The following is an 18427-nucleotide window of genomic DNA, read 5'->3' as shown; positions in this document are numbered from 1 at the left end:
TGGGCGCTCTACCATCGCCCTATCCGTAGCAGGCTCTCCTCCGTTTGTGCCGGCGCCCGGGTCTACGCGGGCAAACCGGTCCCTACGGAGCATCGGGGGATGCACATGAACAGCGCTCCGCACCTGCTGACCGAAGACCGACCCGAGTTCGATCGGCTCCTCGACGAGGCGCTGCGCACCGCGCACGAACGGCCCGAGCTCGCCGCCCTCGGCGAGCGCCTGAACGCCGAACAGCTGCGCACGATGGCCATCGGGGCCAGCGCGCTGCTGACGGCCGCGGCCGCGGCCGAGTACGACCACTACGTGAAACTCCGCGGAGAACGGCGCGACGAGGCCCTGTCCACCCCCGGTTCGGCCGGGGACCAGGGTGCCGGGCAGCAGGGCGAGGGCGAGGACGGCGCGGGCATCAGTGCCGTGGTCGCGGTGCTGGCACCGGTCCTGGCGGGCACCGCCATGCTGATCTTCCTGCTCGTGGGCTACGTACTGAAGGCGGTCGATCCCGAACCGGCCTTCGCCGACACGATGCTGACGGCGGGTTGGCTGTTCGGCGCGCTGACCGTGGTCTCGCTGCTGTTCGCGGTGATCGGGCTGCTGATGACGGCCGTCCGCAACCGGGCGACCGAGGTGGTGGCCGAGGACGAGGGCGACGCGATACCCGACGAGGTCGCGCGGGCCCGCGACGCCTGGCGGCATGCCCTGCTGGAACGGGGCATCCTGCCGTTCCTGCGGGACGCTCTGGCCGATCCGAGCGCGGCGCCGGCGTATCCGGCCCCGCACACGCCGAAGGCCGGGCGCATCCCCAACCTGGGATACACCCGGCCCGACTTCACCAGCCCGGGGTCCCCTTCACAGGGCCCCCGCCCCGGCTACACCCCGCCGGACTTCACCAGCCCGGACTTCAGCAGCCCGGACGGCGGCACGCAGTAGCGCCGCGGCCCGCAGTGGGCCGGCCGTCCTTGTTTCACGTGGTTCCACGTGGTTTCACGTGAAACATCGCGTCACGCCGGGACACTGCCCTGGGAAGCCCCCTCAACCTCCCCAGAACAGCGCCGGCCGCCACGGTCGGGTCAGTCGGCCAGCGGGAGGTACACCCGGTTGCCGCTCGCCGCGAACTCGGCGGACTTCTCCGCCATGCCCGCCTCGATCTCATCGGCCTTCAGGTCACCACCGTGCTCACGGCGGATGTCCTGGGAGATCTTCATCGAGCAGAACTTCGGACCGCACATGGAGCAGAAGTGCGCGGTCTTGGCCGGCTCGGCCGGGAGCGTCTCGTCGTGGAACTCGCGGGCCGTGTCCGGGTCGAGGGCCAGGTTGAACTGGTCCTCCCAGCGGAACTCGAACCGCGCGTCCGACAGGGCGTCGTCCCACTCCTGGGCGCCCGGGTGACCCTTGGCCAGGTCCGCCGCGTGCGCAGCGATCTTGTACGTGATGACGCCGGTCTTCACGTCGTCGCGGTTGGGCAGGCCCAGGTGCTCCTTCGGCGTGACGTAGCAGAGCATCGCGGTGCCCCACCAGGCGATCATCGCGGCGCCGATGCCGGAGGTGATGTGGTCGTACGCCGGGGCGACGTCCGTGGTCAGCGGGCCGAGCGTGTAGAACGGCGCCTCCTCGCAGATCTCCTGCTGGAGGTCGATGTTCTCCTTGATCTTGTGCATCGGGACATGGCCCGGGCCCTCGATCATGGTCTGCACGTTGTGCCGCTTGGCGATCGTGTTCAGCTCGCCCAGCGTCTTCAGCTCGGCGAACTGCGCCGCGTCGTTGGCGTCCGCGATGGAGCCGGGGCGCAGGCCGTCGCCCAGCGAGTAGGTGACGTCGTACGCCGCGAGGATCTCGCAGAGCTCCTCGAAGTTCGTGTAGAGGAAGTTCTCCTTGTGGTGCGCCAGGCACCAGGCGGCCATGATCGAGCCGCCGCGCGAGACGATGCCGGTCTTGCGGCGTGCGGTCAGCGGCACGTACGGCAGCAGCACGCCGGCGTGGACCGTCATGTAGTCGACGCCCTGCTCGGCCTGCTCGATGACCGTGTCCTTGTAGATCTCCCAGGTCAGGTCCTCGGCGCGGCCGTCGACCTTCTCCAGCGCCTGGTACAGCGGCACGGTGCCGATCGGGACCGGGGAGTTGCGCAGCACCCACTCGCGGGTGGTGTGGATGTTGCGGCCGGTCGAGAGGTCCATGACCGTGTCGGCGCCCCACTTGGTGGCCCAGGTCATCTTGTCGACCTCCTCCTCGATGGAGGAGGTGACGGCGGAGTTGCCGATGTTGGCGTTGACCTTCACCAGGAACCGCTTGCCGATGATCATCGGCTCGATCTCCGGGTGGTTCACGTTCGCGGGAAGCACCGCGCGGCCGGCGGCGATCTCCTCGCGGACGACCTCGGGCGAGACGTTCTCGCGGATCGCGACGTACTCCATCTCCGGGGTGATCTCACCGCGGCGGGCGTACGCGAGCTGCGTGACGGCGGCCCCGCCACGGCCCCGGCGGGGCTGGCGCGGGCGGCCCGGGAAGACCGCGTCGAGGTTCTTGAGGCCACCGCGCGGCGAGGTGTGCTTGATGCCGTCGTCCTCGGGACGCACGGGGCGGCCCGCGTACTCCTCGGTGTCGCCGCGGCCGATGATCCAGTTCTCGCGCAGCGGCGGCAGGCCGCGCCGCACGTCGGTCTCGATCTGCGGGTCGGTGTACGGCCCGGACGTGTCGTAGAGCGTCACGTCCTTGCCGTTGGTGAGGTGGACCTGGCGGACCGGCACCCGGATGTCGGGGCGGGAGCCCGCCAGGTATCCCTTGTGCCAGCCGGGCTGGCGCTCGGTCTGGCCGTCGGCGTCCTGGCTGACGGCAGGCGTGCGTGCGTCCTGAATGGTCATGAGACCTGATCTCCCTACGCCGGCATTACCCGGTAACAGGTTCGGCGGTCGACGCAGCCTCTTCCCGTACGCATGTGTGCTGCGCGTACGGTGATCAGCGCCCTCTCAGCCCGGTGCTCCGAGCTCCCGCGTTGTGCAAAGGTGCCCCCACGCTAGCGTCATCTGTGGCGTGCTGAACAGTGGGCCCCCTCAACTCTTGCGATGATCTGCCGGTGACGTCCTCGCCGCAGCCTCCCAGCCAGCCCACCGAGCCCACGGGTCACAGCGACCATGCACACGTGGGCCACGGGCATGACCACGGGCATGACCAGAGCCCGGCCCAGGGCCCCTCCCACGGTCATTCCCACGGCCACGGACCGGCGGCCCCCGTCTCGAAGCACCTGCGCAAGGTCATCGCGGCGGTCCTGATCCCGTTCGCCGTCGCCGTCTTCGTCGGCATGGTGGTGCTCTGGCCGGGCGGCGCGCCCGCCCACGAGCGCTCAGGGGTGGGCTTCGACCGGCAGACCCAGCAGGGCGTCGTCACCGCGCTCGAGCAGGTCGACTGCAAATCCGTCAACGCCTCGCAAGTGCCGACCACCGGCAGTGTCTCCACCCCCGAGGGGCGCGAGGCCAAGGCCGCGCAGACCGGCGAGTGCAAGAAGGCCACCATCGAGGTCACCACCGGACCCGACAAGGGCCGCACCTTCTTCGAGATCGTCCAGCCGGGCGCACCACGGCAGTTGGAGGATGGCCAGGAGGTGGTCGTCGCGTACGCGCCGGACGCGCCGCGGGATCTCCAGTACTCCGTGGTCGACGTGAACCGCAAGCTGCCCCTGGCGGTACTGGCCGCGATCTTCGCGGTGGCGGTGGTCGTCGTCGGGCGGATGCGGGGCCTGTTCGCGCTGATCGCGCTGGTCGTCAGCTTCGGCGTGCTGACCCTCTTCATCCTCCCGGCGATCCTGCAAGGCTCGAACCCGCTGGTCGTCGCGGTCGTCGGGGCCAGCGCCATCATGCTCATCGCGCTCTACATGTGCCACGGCCTGAGCGCACGTACCTCCGTCGCCGTTCTGGGCACGCTCGTCTCGCTGCTGCTGATCGGGCTGCTGGGCTCGGTGTTCGTCGACTGGGCGTTCCTCAGCGGCAACACCGACGACAACACCGGGCTGATCCACGGGCTCTACCCGGAGATCGACATGAGCGGCCTGTTGCTCGCGGGCATCATCATCGGATCCCTGGGTGTGCTGGACGACGTGACGGTCACCCAGACCTCGGCGGTCTGGGAACTCCACCAGGCCGACCCGTCGATGGGGTCCCGCTCCTTGTACCGTGCGGCCATCCGGATCGGCCGCGACCACATCGCGTCGGTGGTCAACACCCTGGTCCTGGCCTACGCGGGCGCGGCGCTGCCCCTGCTGCTGCTGTTCTCGATCGCGAACAGCAGCATGGGGTCGGTGGCCAACAGCGAGCTGGTCGCCGAGGAGATCGTACGGACCCTCGTCGGGTCGATCGGCCTGGTGGCCTCGGTCCCGGTGACCACGGCGCTCGCCGCGCTGGTGGTCTCCGCCGACCGGCCGGGATCCCCGGCCGGAGCGGCGGCCTCGGGGCCGGTCCGCGGAGGCCGGGGGCGGCGGCGCAAGCGCTGAGGGACCCGGGTGGCTCGGGGGCCCGGGGCGACTCGGCGCGTACGGTCCGCTCGGCTCGTACGGTCGGTCCGCTCGTACGGCCTGCCCGCTCAGCCCGCGTTCTGCTCGTTCTGCCGCGACTCGGCCAGGATCCGGTCCAGCGCCTCGTCGAGGTTGTCCTCGAAGTCGCCGAGGTTGCGCTCCTGACCGAGCGGAACAAGCCGGTCGGTACGGTCGAGGAACGCGACGAGCGGCGCCGCGCCGGCCCGGAACAGGGCGCGGTCACAGCCGACCTGGAGCCGGATGTGGACGTCGGACAGGTCCTCGGGATCGGTGGGGGCGATGTGCACATCGCCGTCGCCGCACGGTTTGTTGATGCCGTCGAGAAGTAGCTCCCGCCCGAACGCCCAGGTCACGGGGGCGTCTCCGGGAAGGTGGAACGTCAGGCGCACTGCGTAGGGGTCACGGGTGTCGTACCGGAGTTCCACCGGGATCCGGAAGGAGAGCTCCTCGGAAACGAGGAAGCTCATCATGACCTCTGCCTGTACCGACTCGCGCATGGACTACCCCGCTGTAGTGGAAGTGGCCAGGAATGAACCCCCAGGGCCCTCTTGACAAGGGTGGTGGAAGCTCATGCAGATCACAAGGAGTGAGTTTTCAGATACTGATAGAGAACGAGAGGGTGCTCAACAGCGCGCCTACTTCACTCCGTAGTCGATCGACCACACAAAGCAACCGTTCCTCCTGGTGCAAAGGGAGGGAAATCGCCATGGTTGCGGCGGTATCGCCCGCGGTGATGGGGATGGCTGCACAGACCGTGCCCAGCGCGTACTCCTGACGCTCCGTAACCGGCTCCATGCGTCCGAGGGAGGCGATGCGGTGTTCGAGGGCGCTCTGGTCCCGGACGGTGTACTGGGTGACGGCCTCGACCGGGTGCCGCTCGTAGTAGTCCCTGCGCGTCTTCTCGTCGAGCTGGGCCAGCAGGCACTGTCCGATGGCGTGCGCATGGCCGGTCGCGCGGAAATCGGCCCATTCCTCGACGGCGGGGCTGGCCGGGGTGTCCGAGACACCAACGAGCTCGATCTCACCCTCACGGAACACCGCGAAGTAGACGGGGGCCCCGACCGCGTCGCGGAAGTGTGCGAGAGAGTCGACGATCATGCTGCGACGTTTCTGCTGCAGTCCGCCGCCCGCCAGCCGTCCGGCGGCGGCGCCGAGCACGAACACGCCGCCCTCGCGCCGCAGATAGCCCTCGTGGGTGAGGGTGCGCAGCAGGTGGTACGCGGTGGGGAGCGGGAGCCCGGCCTCGCGCGCCAGTTGTTTCGCCGGGGCTCCCTCCCTATGGGAACCCACTGCTTCGAGCAGCCTCAACGCGCGCTGCACCGAACCGATCAGCGTCGGCACACCGGCATTGTGAACCGAAGACAAAGCTCACCCCCAGGCGTGGCGGCGGGCCTGGGGAGGGCCCGCCCTGCGGGGGCCGCCCCCGCACGCACCGCGGCTCCTGGGGGGTCGTACTCGGCCGGAACTGGAGAAAACCGCAGGTCAGGGCGGCACCACCGGCGTCCGGTGCCCAGGGAACGGCACAGATTGCCACTCTATCCGCCGATTCCCGCGGTGTGGGCGGTTTGCCACCTCACGTTCCCCCACCCGGGTTAATCCCCGGGATTGACCCGGGACCGGGGACCTACCAGTCGCGGGAGGAGGACTTCGAACCGCTTCCGGTGAACTTCTTCACGATGAAGACCAGGCCGCCGACGAGTGCGACGAAGAGCAGCAGCTTGAAGACGAACGAGATCAGGGCACCGAGGATGCTGGTGATGACGCCGCCGAAGACGAAGAGCACCAGAAGCGGGATCGCGACCCACTTAACCCACCAGGGCATGCCTGCGAATGTCTGTCGGATCCCGTCCATGTCCTCAACCTCTTCCTGAGCCGTGACTTCCTGCTCTCGATGCTAGGAGGCCGCCCAACCGTCCGGGGGCCGCTGAGCCCCCGGACTCCCCTGATCCGCCCCCTAGGGGAATCGGGGCGGCCGACCCTGGGACGGGGTCGGCCCGCTAGGCCTCCGGCGGGGAGAACACCACCAGGACCCGCAGGTCCTCGGTGATGTGGTGGAACTTGTGCACCACCCCGGCGGGGACGTAGACGACGCTGCCGCGCGCCACCGTCGTCGTCTCCTCCCCGACCGTGATCGAGGCTCGGCCGCTCACCACGAAGTACACCTCGTCCTGGCGGTGTGGCTGCTGCGGGTCGCTCTGGCCGGCGTCGAGGGCGTACAGCCCGACCGACATGTTCCGTTCGCGCAGGAACTGCAGGTAGGCGCCGTCGTTCGCGAGCCGCTCCGCCTCGAGCTCGTCCAGCCGGAAGGCCTTCATCGTCGTTGTGCCCCTTGTTCTCTCACGTTCCCTGGCATCCGCTGATCTGCTGATGTCCCACGGGGATCTTCTCTGCCACGATCAGACACATGACGAATTTCGTAGTCAAGACGCTCGCGAACGCGGCAGCCCTGGCCGTCGCCATCTGGCTGCTCGCCGGCATAACGCTCGACGATCACAGCTCCCTGGGCCGCAGGGCCCTCGCACTGATCCTGGTCGCACTTGTCTTCGGCCTGGTCAACATCATCGTCAAGCCCGTGGTGAAGTTCTTCTCCCTGCCGCTGTTCATCCTCACCCTCGGGCTGTTCACCCTCGTCGTGAACGCCCTGATGCTGATGCTGACTTCGTGGCTGGCCGGGAAGCTCGACCTCAGCTTCCACGTCGACGGCTTCTGGACGGCCCTGCTCGGCGGCCTGATCATCTCCGTCGTCTCCTGGGCCGTGAACATGGCCCTGCCCGACAAGAACTGAGCGGACCGCCATGTACCGCGTGTGCTTCGTCTGCACGGGCAACATCTGCCGCTCCCCCATGGCCGAATCCGTCTTCCGCGCCCGCGTCGCCGAGGCGGGGCTCGACGCCCGGGTCGAGGTGGACAGCGCCGGCACCGGCGGCTGGCACGAGGGGGACAGCGCTGATCCGCGCACCGTCACCGTCCTGGAGGCCGCCGGGTACGAGCACAGCCACCGGGCCCGGCAGTTCCGCGCCTCCTGGTTCGCCGGCCTCGACCTCGTCATCGCGCTCGACGCCGGGCACCTGCGGGACCTGCGGGCGCTCGCACCCACCCCCGAGGACGCCGCCAAGGTACGGCTGCTGCGTTCCTACGACCCCGCGGCGACGGCCGCGGAAGCCGACGTACCGGATCCCTACTACGGCTCCCTCGACGGATTCGAGCAGTGCCTGGAACTCGTCGAGGCGGCGAGCGCGGGCCTGTTGGACGCCGTACGCGAGGCAGTGAAGGAGCACACCGTATGACCGACCACGCCGACGAGCCGACGGCGGCCGGAGCAGGAGCGGCTGCGGGGGCCGGAGCCGCCGCGGGGGCCGGAGCCGCCGCGGACCGGATCGGCGACGGCACCCGGGCCGTGCGCGCCGGGCTCCCCGAGCCCGTCAAGAACGAGCCGCCCCTGCCCGGACCCGTCTTCGCCGCCCACTTCCACCTTCCCGGCGATGTGGCGGGCCCGTACACCTACGGCCGCGACACCAACCCCACCTGGACCCTGCTGGAGCGGGCCATCGGGGAACTCGAAGCGCCCGGCCAGGACGGCGTCGACACCGTCGTCTTCGCCTCCGGCATGGCCGCCGTCTCCGCCGTCCTGCTCTCCCAGGCCCGCACCGGCGACACCGTCGTCCTGCCCGACGACGGCTACCAGGCCCTGCCGCTGGTCCGCGAGCAGCTGGAGGCGTACGGGATCCACGTCCGCACCGCCCCGACCGGCGACGACGCCCAGCTCGCCGTCCTCGACGGGGCCCGGCTGCTGTGGATCGAGACCCCCTCCAACCCCGGGCTCGACGTGTGCGACATCCGCCGCCTGGTCGAGGCGGCTCATGCGGGCGGCACCCTCGTCGCCGTCGACAACACCCTCGCCACCCCGCTCGGTCAACGGCCCCTGGAACTCGGCGCGGACTTCTCCGTCGCCAGCGGCACCAAGGGCCTCACCGGCCACGGCGACCTCCTGCTCGGCTACGTCGTCTGCCGGGACCCGGGACTCGCGGCCGCCGTCCGGCGCTGGCGCAAGATCGTCGGCGCGATCCCGGGCCCGATGGAGGCCTGGCTGGCCCACCGCTCCCTGGCCACCATCCAGCTGCGCGCCCAGCGCCAGTGGGCCAACGCGCTGGCCGTCGCCGAGGCGCTGGCCGACCGCGCGGACGTCACCGGGCTGCGCTACCCCGGGCTGCCCGCGGACCCGTCGCACAAGACGGCCGCCCGCCAGATGCGGGGCTTCGGCTCCGTCGTCTCCTTCACCCTGCCGGACCGCGCGCACGCCGAACGGTTCATGGCAGCCCTGCACCTGGTCGAGGACGCCACCAGCTTCGGCGGCGTACGGTCCACCGCGGAGCGGCGCGGACGGTGGGGCGGCGACCCCGTGCCGGAGGGGTTCATCCGCCTGTCCGCCGGGGCCGAGGACACCGATGACCTGGTCGCTGACGTGCTGCGGGCCCTCGACTCGGCGGGCACGGGCGTCTGAGCAGCCGGAGCAAGAACGGTCCGAGCCTCCCCCCTGGTGGCTCGGACCGTCCCGGGTTCCGCGCGCGAAGAACCACGCGGACAAGGCTAGTTGACTAAGCGTCAGAGTCCAATCACGGTAACGACAGGGGCCTATCGGCATATTTATAGTTGAAGGCCCCCACCGAGAGGGGCCTTCATGGACCTGGCCCTGTTGCGCACCTTCGTCGCCGTGCACCGGGCGGGCTCGTTCACCCGGGCGGCCGCGCTCCTCGGGCTGTCGCAGCCCGCCGTCACCTCACAGATCCGCACCCTCGAACGCCAGCTGGGCCGACCACTGTTCCACCGCAGGGCCCGCGGGGTGACCCCCACCGCCGTCGGCGACGAACTCGCCCACAAGGCCGCCCCGCACCTCGACGCCCTGCTGCGGATAACCGAGGCGGAACGCGAAGCCGCCGGCGCGTTACGCACCCTGCACCTCGCCGGTCCGCCCGAGTTCCTGTGCCTGCGCGTCCTGCCCGCCCTCGCACCGCTCGTCGGCCAGGGCCACACCCTGCGCACCGTGCTCCAGGCCGGAGCCGAGGAGGTCCTCGACGGGCTCGCCGCCGGCCACCACGACCTCGTCGTGACCACCGCCCGCCCGCGCGGCGGGCTCTTCAGCGCGACCGCCCTGTGCGACGAGGAGCACGTCCTGGTCGCCGCGCCCTACTGGGCCGCCCTCGTCGATCCGGACCGGCTGCGCGAGGCCGGCCCGACCGCCCTCGACGGCATTCCGCTCATCGAGGTCCACGAGACGCTGCCGCTCGTCGCCCGCTACTGGGCCGCGGTCTTCGAGACCCGGCCCGGCACCCGGCCCGATGCCGCCACCGTCGTCGCCCCCGACCTCCGGGCCGTACTGGAGTGCGTCCGGGCCGGAGCCGGACTTGCCGTCCTGCCTCGGTATCTGTGCCAGGACGCCCTCGACCGCGGGCAGATCGTCGCCCTGCTGGAGCCACCCGTACCGCCGCTGCGCACCTGGTTCCTCGTCGTACGGACCGGCAGTCTTGCCCTCGCCCACCTCGCCCGTGCGCACGACCGGCTGCTGCGCGCCGCCACCCACTGGTGAGCCTCCGCTTCCGGTGTGCGGCGCGTTTCGCCGACACGCGTTTCAGACACCGCCGTCTGGGCCACTCTTCTCCCATGACCGAACGTCCCGTGGTCAAACGCACCGCCCGCGCGATCCTGCTCGACGGTGGCGACCTGATCCTCATCAAGCGCACCAAGCCCGGCGTCGATCCGTACTGGCTCACCCCCGGCGGGGGAGTGGAGCCCTCGGACGCGACCGTCGTCGACGCCCTCCACCGAGAGCTCCACGAGGAACTCGGAGCGAAGATCACCGATGTGGTGCCCTGCTTCGTCGACACCGTCGAGCACATCGCCGACGGTGGGGTGACCGGAGTGAAGGTGCAGCACTTCTTCGTCTGCCACCTCGAGTCCATGGACCCCAGCCAGCGGCACGGCCCCGAAGTCGACGAGCCGGCGGGCGAGTACGAGATCGTCCGCGTGCCCTTCAGCCGGGTCGGCATCGCCGCCGTGCATCTCGTCCCGCTGTCCCTGCGGCACTACCTTGACGGCAACATCGAGGGCGTCCGCGCCATGCACGCCCCCGACCTGGGCTGATCCCGGCCCGGTCTCCGGTCTGTTCGGCCCGGGTCGCTTCGGCCCGGGCCCCGGCAGGTCGCCCTGGCCTCAGCCCGCCGCGCCCACCAGCTCCTCCACCGCGTCGAAGCGGATCCGGTCGCCGGGTATCCCGATCCGCTTGAGCTCGCTCACACCGCTGCGGATCATCGCCGGCGGCCCCGAGACGAACGCGTCGTACGAGCTCCACGGCCCGTGTTCGCCGACCGCCTGGGGCAGCTGGCCCGCGAGGCCCTCGCCGACCACCGGGCGCACCGAAAGCCAGGGATGCGAGCGCTGCATCCCCAGCAGGGTGTCCTTGTCGTAGAGGTCGCCGTCACTGCGCGCCCCGAAGAACACCTCCACCGGGCGACGCTCGCCGTGCTCCGCCACGTCCTCGATCAGCGCCTTGATCGGGGCGATGCCGGTCCCGCCGCCGAGGCACAGCATCCCGTTGTCGGTGCTGTGGTCCACCACCATCGACCCGCCCGGCGGCCCGAGCCGCAGCACGTCGCCGGGCCGGGCGTGCCGCACCAGCGCGTTGGAGACCCAGCCGGCCGGAACGGCCTTGACGTGGAAGGACAGCAGCCCGTCGGCGCGTGGCGCCGAGGCGAACGAGTAGTGCCGCCACACCCTGGGCCACCACGGGGTCTCCAGGCTCGTGTACTGGCCGGCGAGGAAGGGGTACGGCTGGTCGGGGCGGACCGTCAGCACCGCGATGTCCGGGGTGCGCAGATCGTGCGAGACCACCTCCGCGTGCCACCACGCGGGGCTCTTCACCTCGTCCTCCGCCGCAGCGTCGATCATGGTCTGGGACATCACGGTGTACGCCCGCACCCATGCGGCCTGCGTCTCCGGCCCCCAGGTCTGCTGCGCGTACCGGGACAGCGCGCCGATGAGGGCCTCGCCCACCACCGGGTAGTGCCCGGCCATCGTCCCGTACTTCCTGTGCCCGGTGCCCAGTCGGCGCAGGTACGGGACGAGCACCTCCGGGTCGTCGATGTGCTCGGCGGCGGTCAGCAGTGCCTTCAGCAGCCGGTCTCGCTGTGCGTCCATGGCGACCGGGAACATGCCCCGCACCTCCGGGTGCCCGGTGAACACCAGGGCGTAGAAGTACGAGGTCACCCTGTCGGCGATGGGTGCGATCTCCTCGAGGGTGCGCCGGATGAGCACCGCGTCGGGGGAGGGCTCTACCGCACCGCCCCCGGACGGTATCCGGGCCGTCCGTCTGGCCGATCTGGTGGGCGGAGCGTCCATGCGATGCCTCGCTTCGAACATCTCGGTCGGTAAGCACGCCACGGCCTTCGAATCCGTGGTTCCGGGCCTCAGAGCCTGCCAGCCGCCCCAACTACTCGCGGGAAAACCCGGAAAGACCGCGTTTCGAACCCGCTTTCCTCTTAAGATGCTTGAACTTCCGGGCGTGCCCCCGCAGCCAGCTGATATGCCTCTCGCAGGTCCCGGCCCTCGTAGACGTGTGTCGCCCGCTCCGCCAGATACGGCCGTGCGTTGACCGCAACGGACACCGAAACGGCCTCGAAGAGCACCGCGTCGGTCGACGAGTCCCCGTACGCGACGCAGTCGGCCCGGCTCACCCCGAACTGTGCGCAGAGCCGGTCCGCCACCGTGACCTTGCCCTCGGGCGTCATGATCCCGGCCGCCTCCACGGGCCGGGTGAAGGGCACCTCCGGGAAGACCGAGCCGTGCGCGGCATGAGCGCCCCATTCCAGCAGCAGCTCCACGAAGAACGACGGTGACAGCGAGACCACCGCGCAGTAGTCCCCGCGCTCCCTGATCTCCCGCCACACCTCGCGAATCCCCGCCAGCCACGGGGCTCCGTCGAATGCCGCCCGGACGTGCCCGGGCGTCAGCTCCGCCCACAGCGCATGCGCCGCCACCGAGAACTCGTGCGGCCCCATCTCCTGCGCACCGAAGGCCCGCTCCAGCTTGGCGATCTCCGCGCTCAGGCCGAGCTGTCGGGAGATCTCGACCGGCGCCGCCGAGCCGTACATCAGCGTCCCGTCGAGATCGAAGAGGTGAAGGAGGGTCATGGCAGACGAGGCTAGCCCGTTCATTTCACCGAGGGCACCTCCCGGCGGGGCGAAGCAGATGCAGACGATGTTTCACGTGAAACATCGCCTGGTCCCGCCAAGCCACCTCGTCACGGAAGCCCCCGGGGGGAGGCCTCGCGATGTTTCACGTGAAACATCGACCCCAAATCCTCTGGACGCCCCTCGGCTGATGATCCAGTCTGGGCCCGTGACACCACCACACCTCACCGACCTGCCGATCCGTGCGCTGACCGTGGATGATCTCCGCAGCTGCGCCGACCTTTCCGAAGACCGCGGGTGGCCGCGCGAGGACCACAAGTGGGGGCTGCTTCTCGCCGCGGGCAACGGCTACGGCATCGATGCCCCCGATGGACACGGGCTCGCGGCCGCCTGCGTCGTCACCTCGTACGGGCACACCCACGCCGGCCCGGAGCTGGCCGCCATCGGGATGGTCCTCGTCGCCGAGCGCTATGCCCGCCGCGGCCTGGGTCGCCGGCTGATGGCGTATGTCTGCGACGACCTGCTCAAGGGCGTCCCGCTCACCCTTCACGCCACTCCCTACGGCCGCCCCCTCTACGAGGAGCTCGGCTTCGACACCACCGGCCGTGCGGAGATGCTCCGGGGTACCTTCCGCCGAGGGTCCTCGGACCCGGCGCCTGAGGCGGGCTCCGTGGCCGTCCGGCCGGCGACCGGCGAGGACATCCCGCGGATCGTCCGGCTGGACACCGAGGTCTTCGGCACGGACCGGACGCACATGATCACGCGGCTTCCCGCCTTCGCGGACCGGCTGCTGGTCGCCGAGGACGGCCGGGGTGAGCTCGTCGGCTATGCCGCGATCTGGCCCAACATGGAGACCCATGTGATCGGGCCGCTGATCGCGCGTGACACGGCCGGCGCCCAGGCCCTCGTCACCGCACTCGCCGCCGCCACCGACCGGCCGCTGCGGACCGACATCGACGTACGCCACGAGGAGCTCCTCGTCTGGCTCAAGGACCGCGGCCTCGACTCCGTGGCGTTCAACGCCGTCATGACCCGCGACATCCCGGGACTGCCCGGCGACTGGACCCGTCGCTGGGCCCCGCTCACCGTGGCAGCGGGCTGAGAGCGGCGGACCGAGAAAGGAGCTTCTCCATGACCGATCCCCACGAGCCGACGATCCGCCCCGCCACCGAGGAGGACCTGCCCGCCATCGTCGCGATGCTGGCCGACGACCCGCTCGGCGCCACTCGCGAGTCGCCCGACGATCTCACCCCGTACATCGCCGCGTTCAAACGCCTGGCCGACGACCCCCACCAGCACGTGTTCGTCGCGGTCCGCGAGGGGCGCGTCGTGGGCACCCTCCAGCTCACCTTCGTCCCCGGGCTGTCCCGCAAGGGAGCCACCCGCTCGATCATCGAAGGCGTCCGGGTCCACGCCGACGAGCGCGGCAAGGGCTTGGGTACCCGGTTCATCCAATGGGCCATCGAAGAGTCCCGCCGTGAGGACTGCCGACTCGTGCAGCTCACCTCGGACGTGACCCGCACCGACGCCCACCGCTTCTACGAGCGGCTCGGGTTCACCGCGTCCCACGTCGGGTTCAAGCTCTCCCTCTGATCGCCCGCACGTCAGGCCGGGCCGGCATCGGCGGCCCGGCCTACGATCGGGAGGATGAGCCCCAGCCTCCCCCTCGTCACCACCGCCGAGCGCCGCCACCGGCTCGGGCGCAGACACCGCCTGGCTCCCTCGGCACATGCCACCACGGTGGCCGAGGCCGCGGACGCCGTCGTCGCCCTGCACGCCACCGACGCGGCGACCCTGTTCCTCTCGGCCCGCGCCCGGCTCGTGGAAGGCGGCCCCGCCGCCGTCGAGCAGGCGCTCTACGAGGACGTCTCCCTCGTCCGGCTGCTCAGCATGCGCAGGACGCTCTTCGCCGTCTCCGGCGAACTCGCCCCGTACGTGGACTCCTCCACCGCCCGGGGCATCGCCCTCAAGGAGCGCCGCACCCTGCTCAAGCACCTCGACGAGGACGGCCAGGGCCTCGACGCAGCCTGGCTGGCCGGGGCGGAGGCCGCCGCACTGGACGCCCTCGACGCCCATGGCCCCTGCACCGGCAGCCAACTCTCCGCGGCCGTGCCCGCACTGCGCCGGAAGATCACCGTCGGCCGGGGCAAGAAGTACGAGGCCGAGACCGGCGTCGCCACCCGTGTGATCCGGCTCCTGGCCGCCGACGGCCGGATCCGCCGTGACCGGCCGCGCGGATCGTGGACCTCAAGCCAGTTCCGCTGGGTGCACACCGAGCCCTGGCCCGCCGTACCGCCGGCTGAAGCCCGTGCCGAGGTCGCCCGCCGCTGGCTGCACGCCTACGGACCGGCCACGGAGGCGGACCTCAAGTGGTGGACGGGCTGGACCCTCACCGACGTCCGCAAGGCCCTCGCCGTCGTCGGCCCCGACCAGGTCCGCCTGGACGACGGCAGTACCGCCCTGGTCAGCCCCGGCGACACCGCGCCCGAACCCGCCCCGGAACCCTGGGCCGCGCTGCTGCCCGGCCTGGACCCCAGCGCAATGGGCTGGGCCGACCGGGGTTTCCACCTCGACCCCGCCCACCGGACCGCACTCTTCGACTACGCCGGCAACATCGGCCCCACGGTCTGGTGGAACGGTGAGATCGTCGGCGGCTGGGCCCAGCGTGCGGACGGCGAGATCGTCTGGCGACTGCTGGGCGACCCCGGCTGCGCCGCCGAGGAGGCCGTCGCCGCCGAAGCCGCCCGCCTCGCCCGCTGGGTGGGCGACGCCCGGATCACCCCGCGTTTCCGCACCCCACTGGAACGCGAACTCGTGGCCTGAGCCTGCCGGCCCGGCCCGATCCGAAAGACACGGCCTAGCCGATGCCCCGCCAGCCCTGCGGGTCCACCCCGCCCGGCACCGGGGCCTGTGCGTCGTACGGCTCCCTCGTGAACACGAACGAGCCCAGGTCGAGATGGCTGATCGAGCCGTCCTCGCGCCGGACCGCCCGCAGGCTCTCCCCCGCGTAGTAGCCGGAGAGTCCCGTCCAACTGCCGTCGGGCTCCGCCCGGAACCGGGCCGCCCGACCCATCGCGCCCACCGGTCCGAGCTCCAGCATCCCGTCCGCCTTCAGCCGCAGGACCTGCGCCGACGTACCCCAGTACCAGGGGCCGCACAGGTCCAGGGCGACCGGATCGGCCTCCCGGAACGGCCGCCACGGCTGCGGGAACGGCGGCTCCGCGTCCGCGACGATCGCCACCAGCTCCGCGGCCACCGTCGCGGCGGGCAGCCCCGACGTACAGTTCGCCAGCACCACGGCCGCCACGTCGTCCGCCTCGCTCAGCCACAGCCCCGCGACGAACCCCGGCAGCGAACCGCTGTGGCCCGCGAGCCGGCGCCCACCGGTGTCCGTCAGCTGCATGCCGAGCCCGTAGCCGGGTTCGGCGAAACCGGGCTCCGGCGGCGCGGCCGGCGTCCGCATCTCCCGTACCGACTCGGCGCTCAGCACCCGCTCGTCACCCCGGGCGAGGAACACCGCGAACCGCGCCAAATCTCGCGTCGTGGACCAGAGTTGTCCGGCAGCGGCCATCAGACCCAGGTCCTCCAGCGGCTCGGGCATCATCACATCGGCCCAGGGATGCACCGCCCAGCCGCCCGCGTGCGGAGCCTGCGGCTGCGCCGTCGTACGGTCCAGACCCAGGGGCTCCAGCACCTCGGCCCGGAGCACCTCGTCCCACGGCTTTCCGCGCACGGCCTCGACGAGCGAACCCAGCAGCGTGTAGCCCGGGTTGGAGTAGTGGTGGCGCCGGCCGGGCCGGAACCGGAAGGGCTCCTCGCCGAGCACGTCCGCGAGCTCGGGCCGCAGCGCCGCGGGCGAGCGCTCCCACCACTCGCCCGGCGTCTCCGCCGCCAACCCACCCGTGTGGGACAGCAACTGGGCGATCGTCACCTCTCCGGCGCCCGTCCCCGGCAGGTGCTTCTCCAGCGGGTCCTCAAGGCGCAGCAGGCCCTCGTCCCGCAGGCGCATCACCAGAACCGCGGTGAAGGTCTTGCTGATCGACCCGATCCGGTACTGCACGTTCCCGTCGGGCCCGTGTCCCTCGACCGAGGTCCGGGAGCCCTCCCAGACCACCTCGCCGCCCCGAGCCACGGCCGCCACCACCGACGGCGCCCGCCCCTGGCTCTGTGCGACGGCGATCCGGTGCCTCAGCGCACGCCGGGTTGCGGGAAGCAGGTCCAAGTCTTCAGATACGGCATCCATGATCGGATGCTATGTGTTGGCCATGTCCACGAACCGCGAATAATGGCCCTGGAAGGCGACCGTGATCGTCGCCGTGGGGCCGTTACGGTGCTTCGCCACGATCAGGTCCGCTTCGCCCGCGCGGGGCGACTCCTTCTCGTACGCGTCCTCGCGGTGCAGCAGGATCACCATGTCGGCGTCCTGCTCGATCGAGCCCGACTCACGCAGGTCGGAGACCATCGGCTTCTTGTCGGTGCGCTGCTCGGGACCACGGTTCAGCTGGGACAGCGCGATCACCGGCACCTCGAGCTCCTTGGCCAGCAGCTTGAGGTTTCGGGACATGTCCGAGACCTCCTGCTGGCGGCTCTCGGGACGGCGCGAGCCGCCCGACTGCATGAGCTGGAGGTAGTCGATGACCACGAGCGAGAGGTCGTTGCGCTGCTTGAGGCGCCGGCACTTCGCCCGGATCTCCATCATCGACAGGTTCGGGGAGTCGTCGATGTAGAGCGGGGCGGCGGAGACGTCCGGCATCCGGCGGGCCAGCCGGGTCCAGTCGTCGTCCGTCATGGTGCCGGAGCGCATGTGGTGCAGGGCTACCCGGGCCTCCGCCGACAGGAGGCGCATCGCGATCTCGTTGCGCCCCATTTCGAGGGAGAAGATCACGCTGGGCAGGTTGCTCTTGATGGAGCAGGCCCGGGCGAAGTCGAGCGCGAGGGTGGACTTACCCATGGCGGGGCGGGCCGCGATGACGATCATCTGGCCGGGGTGCAGGCCGTTGGTCAGCGAGTCGAGGTCCGTGAAACCGGTCGGGACGCCCGACATCTGGCCGCTGCGCGAGCCGATGGCCTCGATCTCATCGAGCGCGCCCTCCATGATGTCGCCCAGCGGCAGGTAGTCCTCGGAGGTCCGCTGCTCGGTGACGGCGTAGATCTCGGCCTGGGCGCTGTTGACGATCTCGTCGACGTCGCCGTCCGCCGCGTATCCCATCTGCGTGATCTTCGTACCGGCGGCGACCAGGCGGCGCAGGACGGCCCGCTCGTGGACGATCTCCGCGTAGTACTCGGCGTTCGCCGCGGTCGGTACCGACTGCACGAGCGTGTGCAGGTAGGAGGCACCGCCGACCTTGCTGATCTCGCCTCGGCGGGTCAGCTCGGCGCCGACGGTGATCGGGTCGGCCGGCTCGCCCTTGGCGTACAGGTCGAGGATCGCCTGGTAGATCGTCTCGTGTGAAGGCCGGTAGAAGTCGTGGCCCTTGATGACCTCGACGACGTCCGCGATCGCGTCCTTGGAGAGCAGCATGCCGCCGAGCACCGACTGCTCGGCGTCGAGGTCCTGCGGCGGGACACGCTCGAAGCCGCCGCCACCGCCGTCCCAGGAGCCGCCCTCGCGGCCCCGCTCGTGCTGGTCGTCCCCGCGGCCCCGGCTGTCGCTGTTACGGCGCGGACGGGCGGGCAGACGGTCACCCGGACCGCTGTCGGCCCAGGGGTCGTCCATGGGCTCGGG

Annotated in this window: 19 protein-coding genes and 1 riboswitch; of the genes, 10 read left to right on the top strand and 9 right to left on the bottom strand. The window is 70.9% G+C overall.

The features are described from left to right. The first annotated feature begins 99 nt into the window (after positions 1–99). A complete protein-coding gene (locus IF02_RS0101960) occupies positions 100–927 on the top strand; it encodes a hypothetical protein (RefSeq protein ID WP_030153249.1) in 828 nt (275 codons plus the stop codon). Positions 928–1067: 140 nt separating this feature from the next. On the opposite strand, the gene thiC is transcribed toward IF02_RS0101960, so the two are convergent. Then, positions 1068–2855: a phosphomethylpyrimidine synthase ThiC gene (gene thiC, locus IF02_RS0101955; protein WP_030153247.1), complete on the bottom strand. Its 1788-nt coding sequence runs from the start codon at positions 2853–2855 to the stop codon at positions 1068–1070. Next, positions 2850–2995: riboswitch (TPP riboswitch) on the bottom strand. (Overlaps the previous gene by 6 nt.) Positions 2996–3034: 39 nt before the next feature. Between thiC and IF02_RS0101950 the strand changes: the two genes are divergently transcribed. Further along, positions 3035–4477 carry a YibE/F family protein gene (locus IF02_RS0101950; protein ID WP_030153246.1) on the top strand — a complete coding sequence of 481 codons (1443 nt, stop codon included), beginning with the start codon at positions 3035–3037 and terminating at the stop codon, positions 4475–4477. An 89-nt stretch (positions 4478–4566) separates the two neighbouring features. On the opposite strand, the gene IF02_RS0101945 is transcribed toward IF02_RS0101950, so the two are convergent. The 4 genes from IF02_RS0101945 to IF02_RS0101930 form a co-directional block, all read right to left on the bottom strand. Beyond that, complete coding sequence (locus IF02_RS0101945; protein WP_030153244.1) at positions 4567–5016, bottom strand: SsgA family sporulation/cell division regulator; 450 nt, start codon at positions 5014–5016, stop codon at positions 4567–4569. Positions 5017–5113: 97 nt separating this feature from the next. Next, positions 5114–5851, bottom strand: coding sequence for an IclR family transcriptional regulator (locus tag IF02_RS0101940; protein WP_234318064.1), 738 nt, complete (start codon positions 5849–5851; stop codon positions 5114–5116). Positions 5852–6143: 292 nt separating this feature from the next. Further along, positions 6144–6371 (bottom strand): DUF5326 family protein, encoded by a 228-nt coding sequence (locus IF02_RS0101935; protein ID WP_199809158.1) that lies wholly within the window; start codon positions 6369–6371, stop codon positions 6144–6146. Positions 6372–6516: 145 nt separating this feature from the next. Further along, positions 6517–6834, bottom strand: a complete 318-nt coding sequence (locus IF02_RS0101930) for a cupin domain-containing protein (RefSeq protein ID WP_030153240.1) — start codon at positions 6832–6834, stop codon at positions 6517–6519. Positions 6835–6923: 89 nt separating this feature from the next. Here IF02_RS0101930 and IF02_RS0101925 point away from each other — a divergent pair, with 89 nt between their 5' ends. The 5 genes from IF02_RS0101925 to IF02_RS0101905 all read left to right on the top strand — a co-directional run bounded on the left by IF02_RS0101925 (position 6924) and on the right by IF02_RS0101905 (position 10657). Beyond that, positions 6924–7304, top strand: a complete 381-nt coding sequence (locus IF02_RS0101925) for a phage holin family protein (RefSeq protein ID WP_030153238.1) — start codon at positions 6924–6926, stop codon at positions 7302–7304. Between the two features lie 10 nt (positions 7305–7314). Continuing rightward, on the top strand, positions 7315–7806 hold the full coding sequence (locus tag IF02_RS0101920; RefSeq protein WP_030153236.1) for a low molecular weight protein-tyrosine-phosphatase: 492 nt from the start codon (positions 7315–7317) through the stop codon (positions 7804–7806). After that, a complete protein-coding gene (locus IF02_RS0101915) occupies positions 7803–9020 on the top strand; it encodes a cystathionine gamma-lyase (protein ID WP_030153234.1) in 1218 nt (405 codons plus the stop codon). Before IF02_RS0101920 ends, IF02_RS0101915 begins: the two co-directional genes overlap by 4 nt. 177 nt (positions 9021–9197) lie before the next feature. After that, the gene (locus IF02_RS0101910; protein ID WP_030153232.1) at positions 9198–10103 is read left to right on the top strand and encodes a LysR family transcriptional regulator; all 906 of its coding nucleotides are present in this window, start codon (positions 9198–9200) and stop codon (positions 10101–10103) included. A 74-nt stretch (positions 10104–10177) separates the two neighbouring features. Next, complete coding sequence (locus tag IF02_RS0101905) at positions 10178–10657, top strand: NUDIX domain-containing protein (RefSeq protein ID WP_030153230.1); 480 nt, start codon at positions 10178–10180, stop codon at positions 10655–10657. A gap of 69 nt (positions 10658–10726) precedes the next feature. On the opposite strand, the gene IF02_RS0101900 is transcribed toward IF02_RS0101905, so the two are convergent. Both IF02_RS0101900 and IF02_RS0101895 read right to left on the bottom strand, forming a co-directional pair. After that, complete coding sequence (locus tag IF02_RS0101900) at positions 10727–12058, bottom strand: globin domain-containing protein (RefSeq protein ID WP_420708072.1); 1332 nt, start codon at positions 12056–12058, stop codon at positions 10727–10729. Next, complete coding sequence (locus IF02_RS0101895; protein WP_030153227.1) at positions 12052–12702, bottom strand: HAD family hydrolase; 651 nt, start codon at positions 12700–12702, stop codon at positions 12052–12054. Before IF02_RS0101895 ends, IF02_RS0101900 begins: the two co-directional genes overlap by 7 nt. A 208-nt stretch (positions 12703–12910) precedes the next feature. Here IF02_RS0101895 and IF02_RS0101890 point away from each other — a divergent pair, with 208 nt between their 5' ends. From IF02_RS0101890 to IF02_RS0101880, 3 genes are read left to right on the top strand one after another with little or no spacing between them, the layout of a single operon-like run. Further along, positions 12911–13804, top strand: a complete 894-nt coding sequence (locus tag IF02_RS0101890) for a GNAT family N-acetyltransferase (protein WP_030153224.1) — start codon at positions 12911–12913, stop codon at positions 13802–13804. A gap of 29 nt (positions 13805–13833) precedes the next feature. Further along, positions 13834–14295 carry a GNAT family N-acetyltransferase gene (locus IF02_RS0101885; protein WP_030153222.1) on the top strand — a complete coding sequence of 154 codons (462 nt, stop codon included), beginning with the start codon at positions 13834–13836 and terminating at the stop codon, positions 14293–14295. 54 nt (positions 14296–14349) lie between these two features. Further along, positions 14350–15525: a winged helix DNA-binding domain-containing protein gene (locus IF02_RS0101880; RefSeq protein ID WP_030153221.1), complete on the top strand. Its 1176-nt coding sequence runs from the start codon at positions 14350–14352 to the stop codon at positions 15523–15525. 34 nt (positions 15526–15559) lie between these two features. On the opposite strand, the gene IF02_RS0101875 is transcribed toward IF02_RS0101880, so the two are convergent. Then, entirely contained in the window at positions 15560–16945 is a 1386-nt protein-coding gene (locus IF02_RS0101875; protein ID WP_030153219.1) for a serine hydrolase domain-containing protein, read from the bottom strand. A gap of 9 nt (positions 16946–16954) precedes the next feature. Continuing rightward, the gene (gene dnaB, locus IF02_RS0101870; protein WP_030153218.1) at positions 16955–18418 is read right to left on the bottom strand and encodes a replicative DNA helicase; all 1464 of its coding nucleotides are present in this window, start codon (positions 18416–18418) and stop codon (positions 16955–16957) included. Between the last annotated feature and the right edge of the window lie 9 nt (positions 18419–18427).

Origin of the sequence: Streptomyces sp. NRRL S-244, assembly GCF_000717915.1 — a bacterium.
Lineage (GTDB): Bacteria > Actinomycetota > Actinomycetes > Streptomycetales > Streptomycetaceae > Streptomyces.
This window is presented reverse-complemented; position numbering and strand designations above follow the sequence as displayed.

Excerpts from the sequence above, each read along its gene's own strand:
- IF02_RS0101960 (WP_030153249.1), top strand. The coding sequence starts at position 100 with ATGCACATGAACAGCGCTCCGCACCTGCTGACCGAAGACCGACCCGAG.
- thiC (WP_030153247.1), bottom strand. The coding sequence starts at position 2,855 with ATGACCATTCAGGACGCACGCACGCCTGCCGTCAGCCAGGACGCCGAC.
- IF02_RS0101945 (WP_030153244.1), bottom strand. The coding sequence starts at position 5,016 with ATGCGCGAGTCGGTACAGGCAGAGGTCATGATGAGCTTCCTCGTTTCC.
- IF02_RS0101935 (WP_199809158.1), bottom strand. The coding sequence starts at position 6,371 with ATGGACGGGATCCGACAGACATTCGCAGGCATGCCCTGGTGGGTTAAG.
- IF02_RS0101930 (WP_030153240.1), bottom strand. The coding sequence starts at position 6,834 with ATGAAGGCCTTCCGGCTGGACGAGCTCGAGGCGGAGCGGCTCGCGAAC.
- IF02_RS0101925 (WP_030153238.1), top strand. The coding sequence starts at position 6,924 with ATGACGAATTTCGTAGTCAAGACGCTCGCGAACGCGGCAGCCCTGGCC.
- IF02_RS0101920 (WP_030153236.1), top strand. The coding sequence starts at position 7,315 with ATGTACCGCGTGTGCTTCGTCTGCACGGGCAACATCTGCCGCTCCCCC.
- IF02_RS0101915 (WP_030153234.1), top strand. The coding sequence starts at position 7,803 with ATGACCGACCACGCCGACGAGCCGACGGCGGCCGGAGCAGGAGCGGCT.
- IF02_RS0101910 (WP_030153232.1), top strand. The coding sequence starts at position 9,198 with ATGGACCTGGCCCTGTTGCGCACCTTCGTCGCCGTGCACCGGGCGGGC.
- IF02_RS0101905 (WP_030153230.1), top strand. The coding sequence starts at position 10,178 with ATGACCGAACGTCCCGTGGTCAAACGCACCGCCCGCGCGATCCTGCTC.
- IF02_RS0101895 (WP_030153227.1), bottom strand. The coding sequence starts at position 12,702 with ATGACCCTCCTTCACCTCTTCGATCTCGACGGGACGCTGATGTACGGC.
- IF02_RS0101885 (WP_030153222.1), top strand. The coding sequence starts at position 13,834 with ATGACCGATCCCCACGAGCCGACGATCCGCCCCGCCACCGAGGAGGAC.
- IF02_RS0101880 (WP_030153221.1), top strand. The coding sequence starts at position 14,350 with ATGAGCCCCAGCCTCCCCCTCGTCACCACCGCCGAGCGCCGCCACCGG.
- IF02_RS0101875 (WP_030153219.1), bottom strand. The coding sequence starts at position 16,945 with ATGGATGCCGTATCTGAAGACTTGGACCTGCTTCCCGCAACCCGGCGT.
- dnaB (WP_030153218.1), bottom strand. The coding sequence starts at position 18,418 with ATGGACGACCCCTGGGCCGACAGCGGTCCGGGTGACCGTCTGCCCGCC.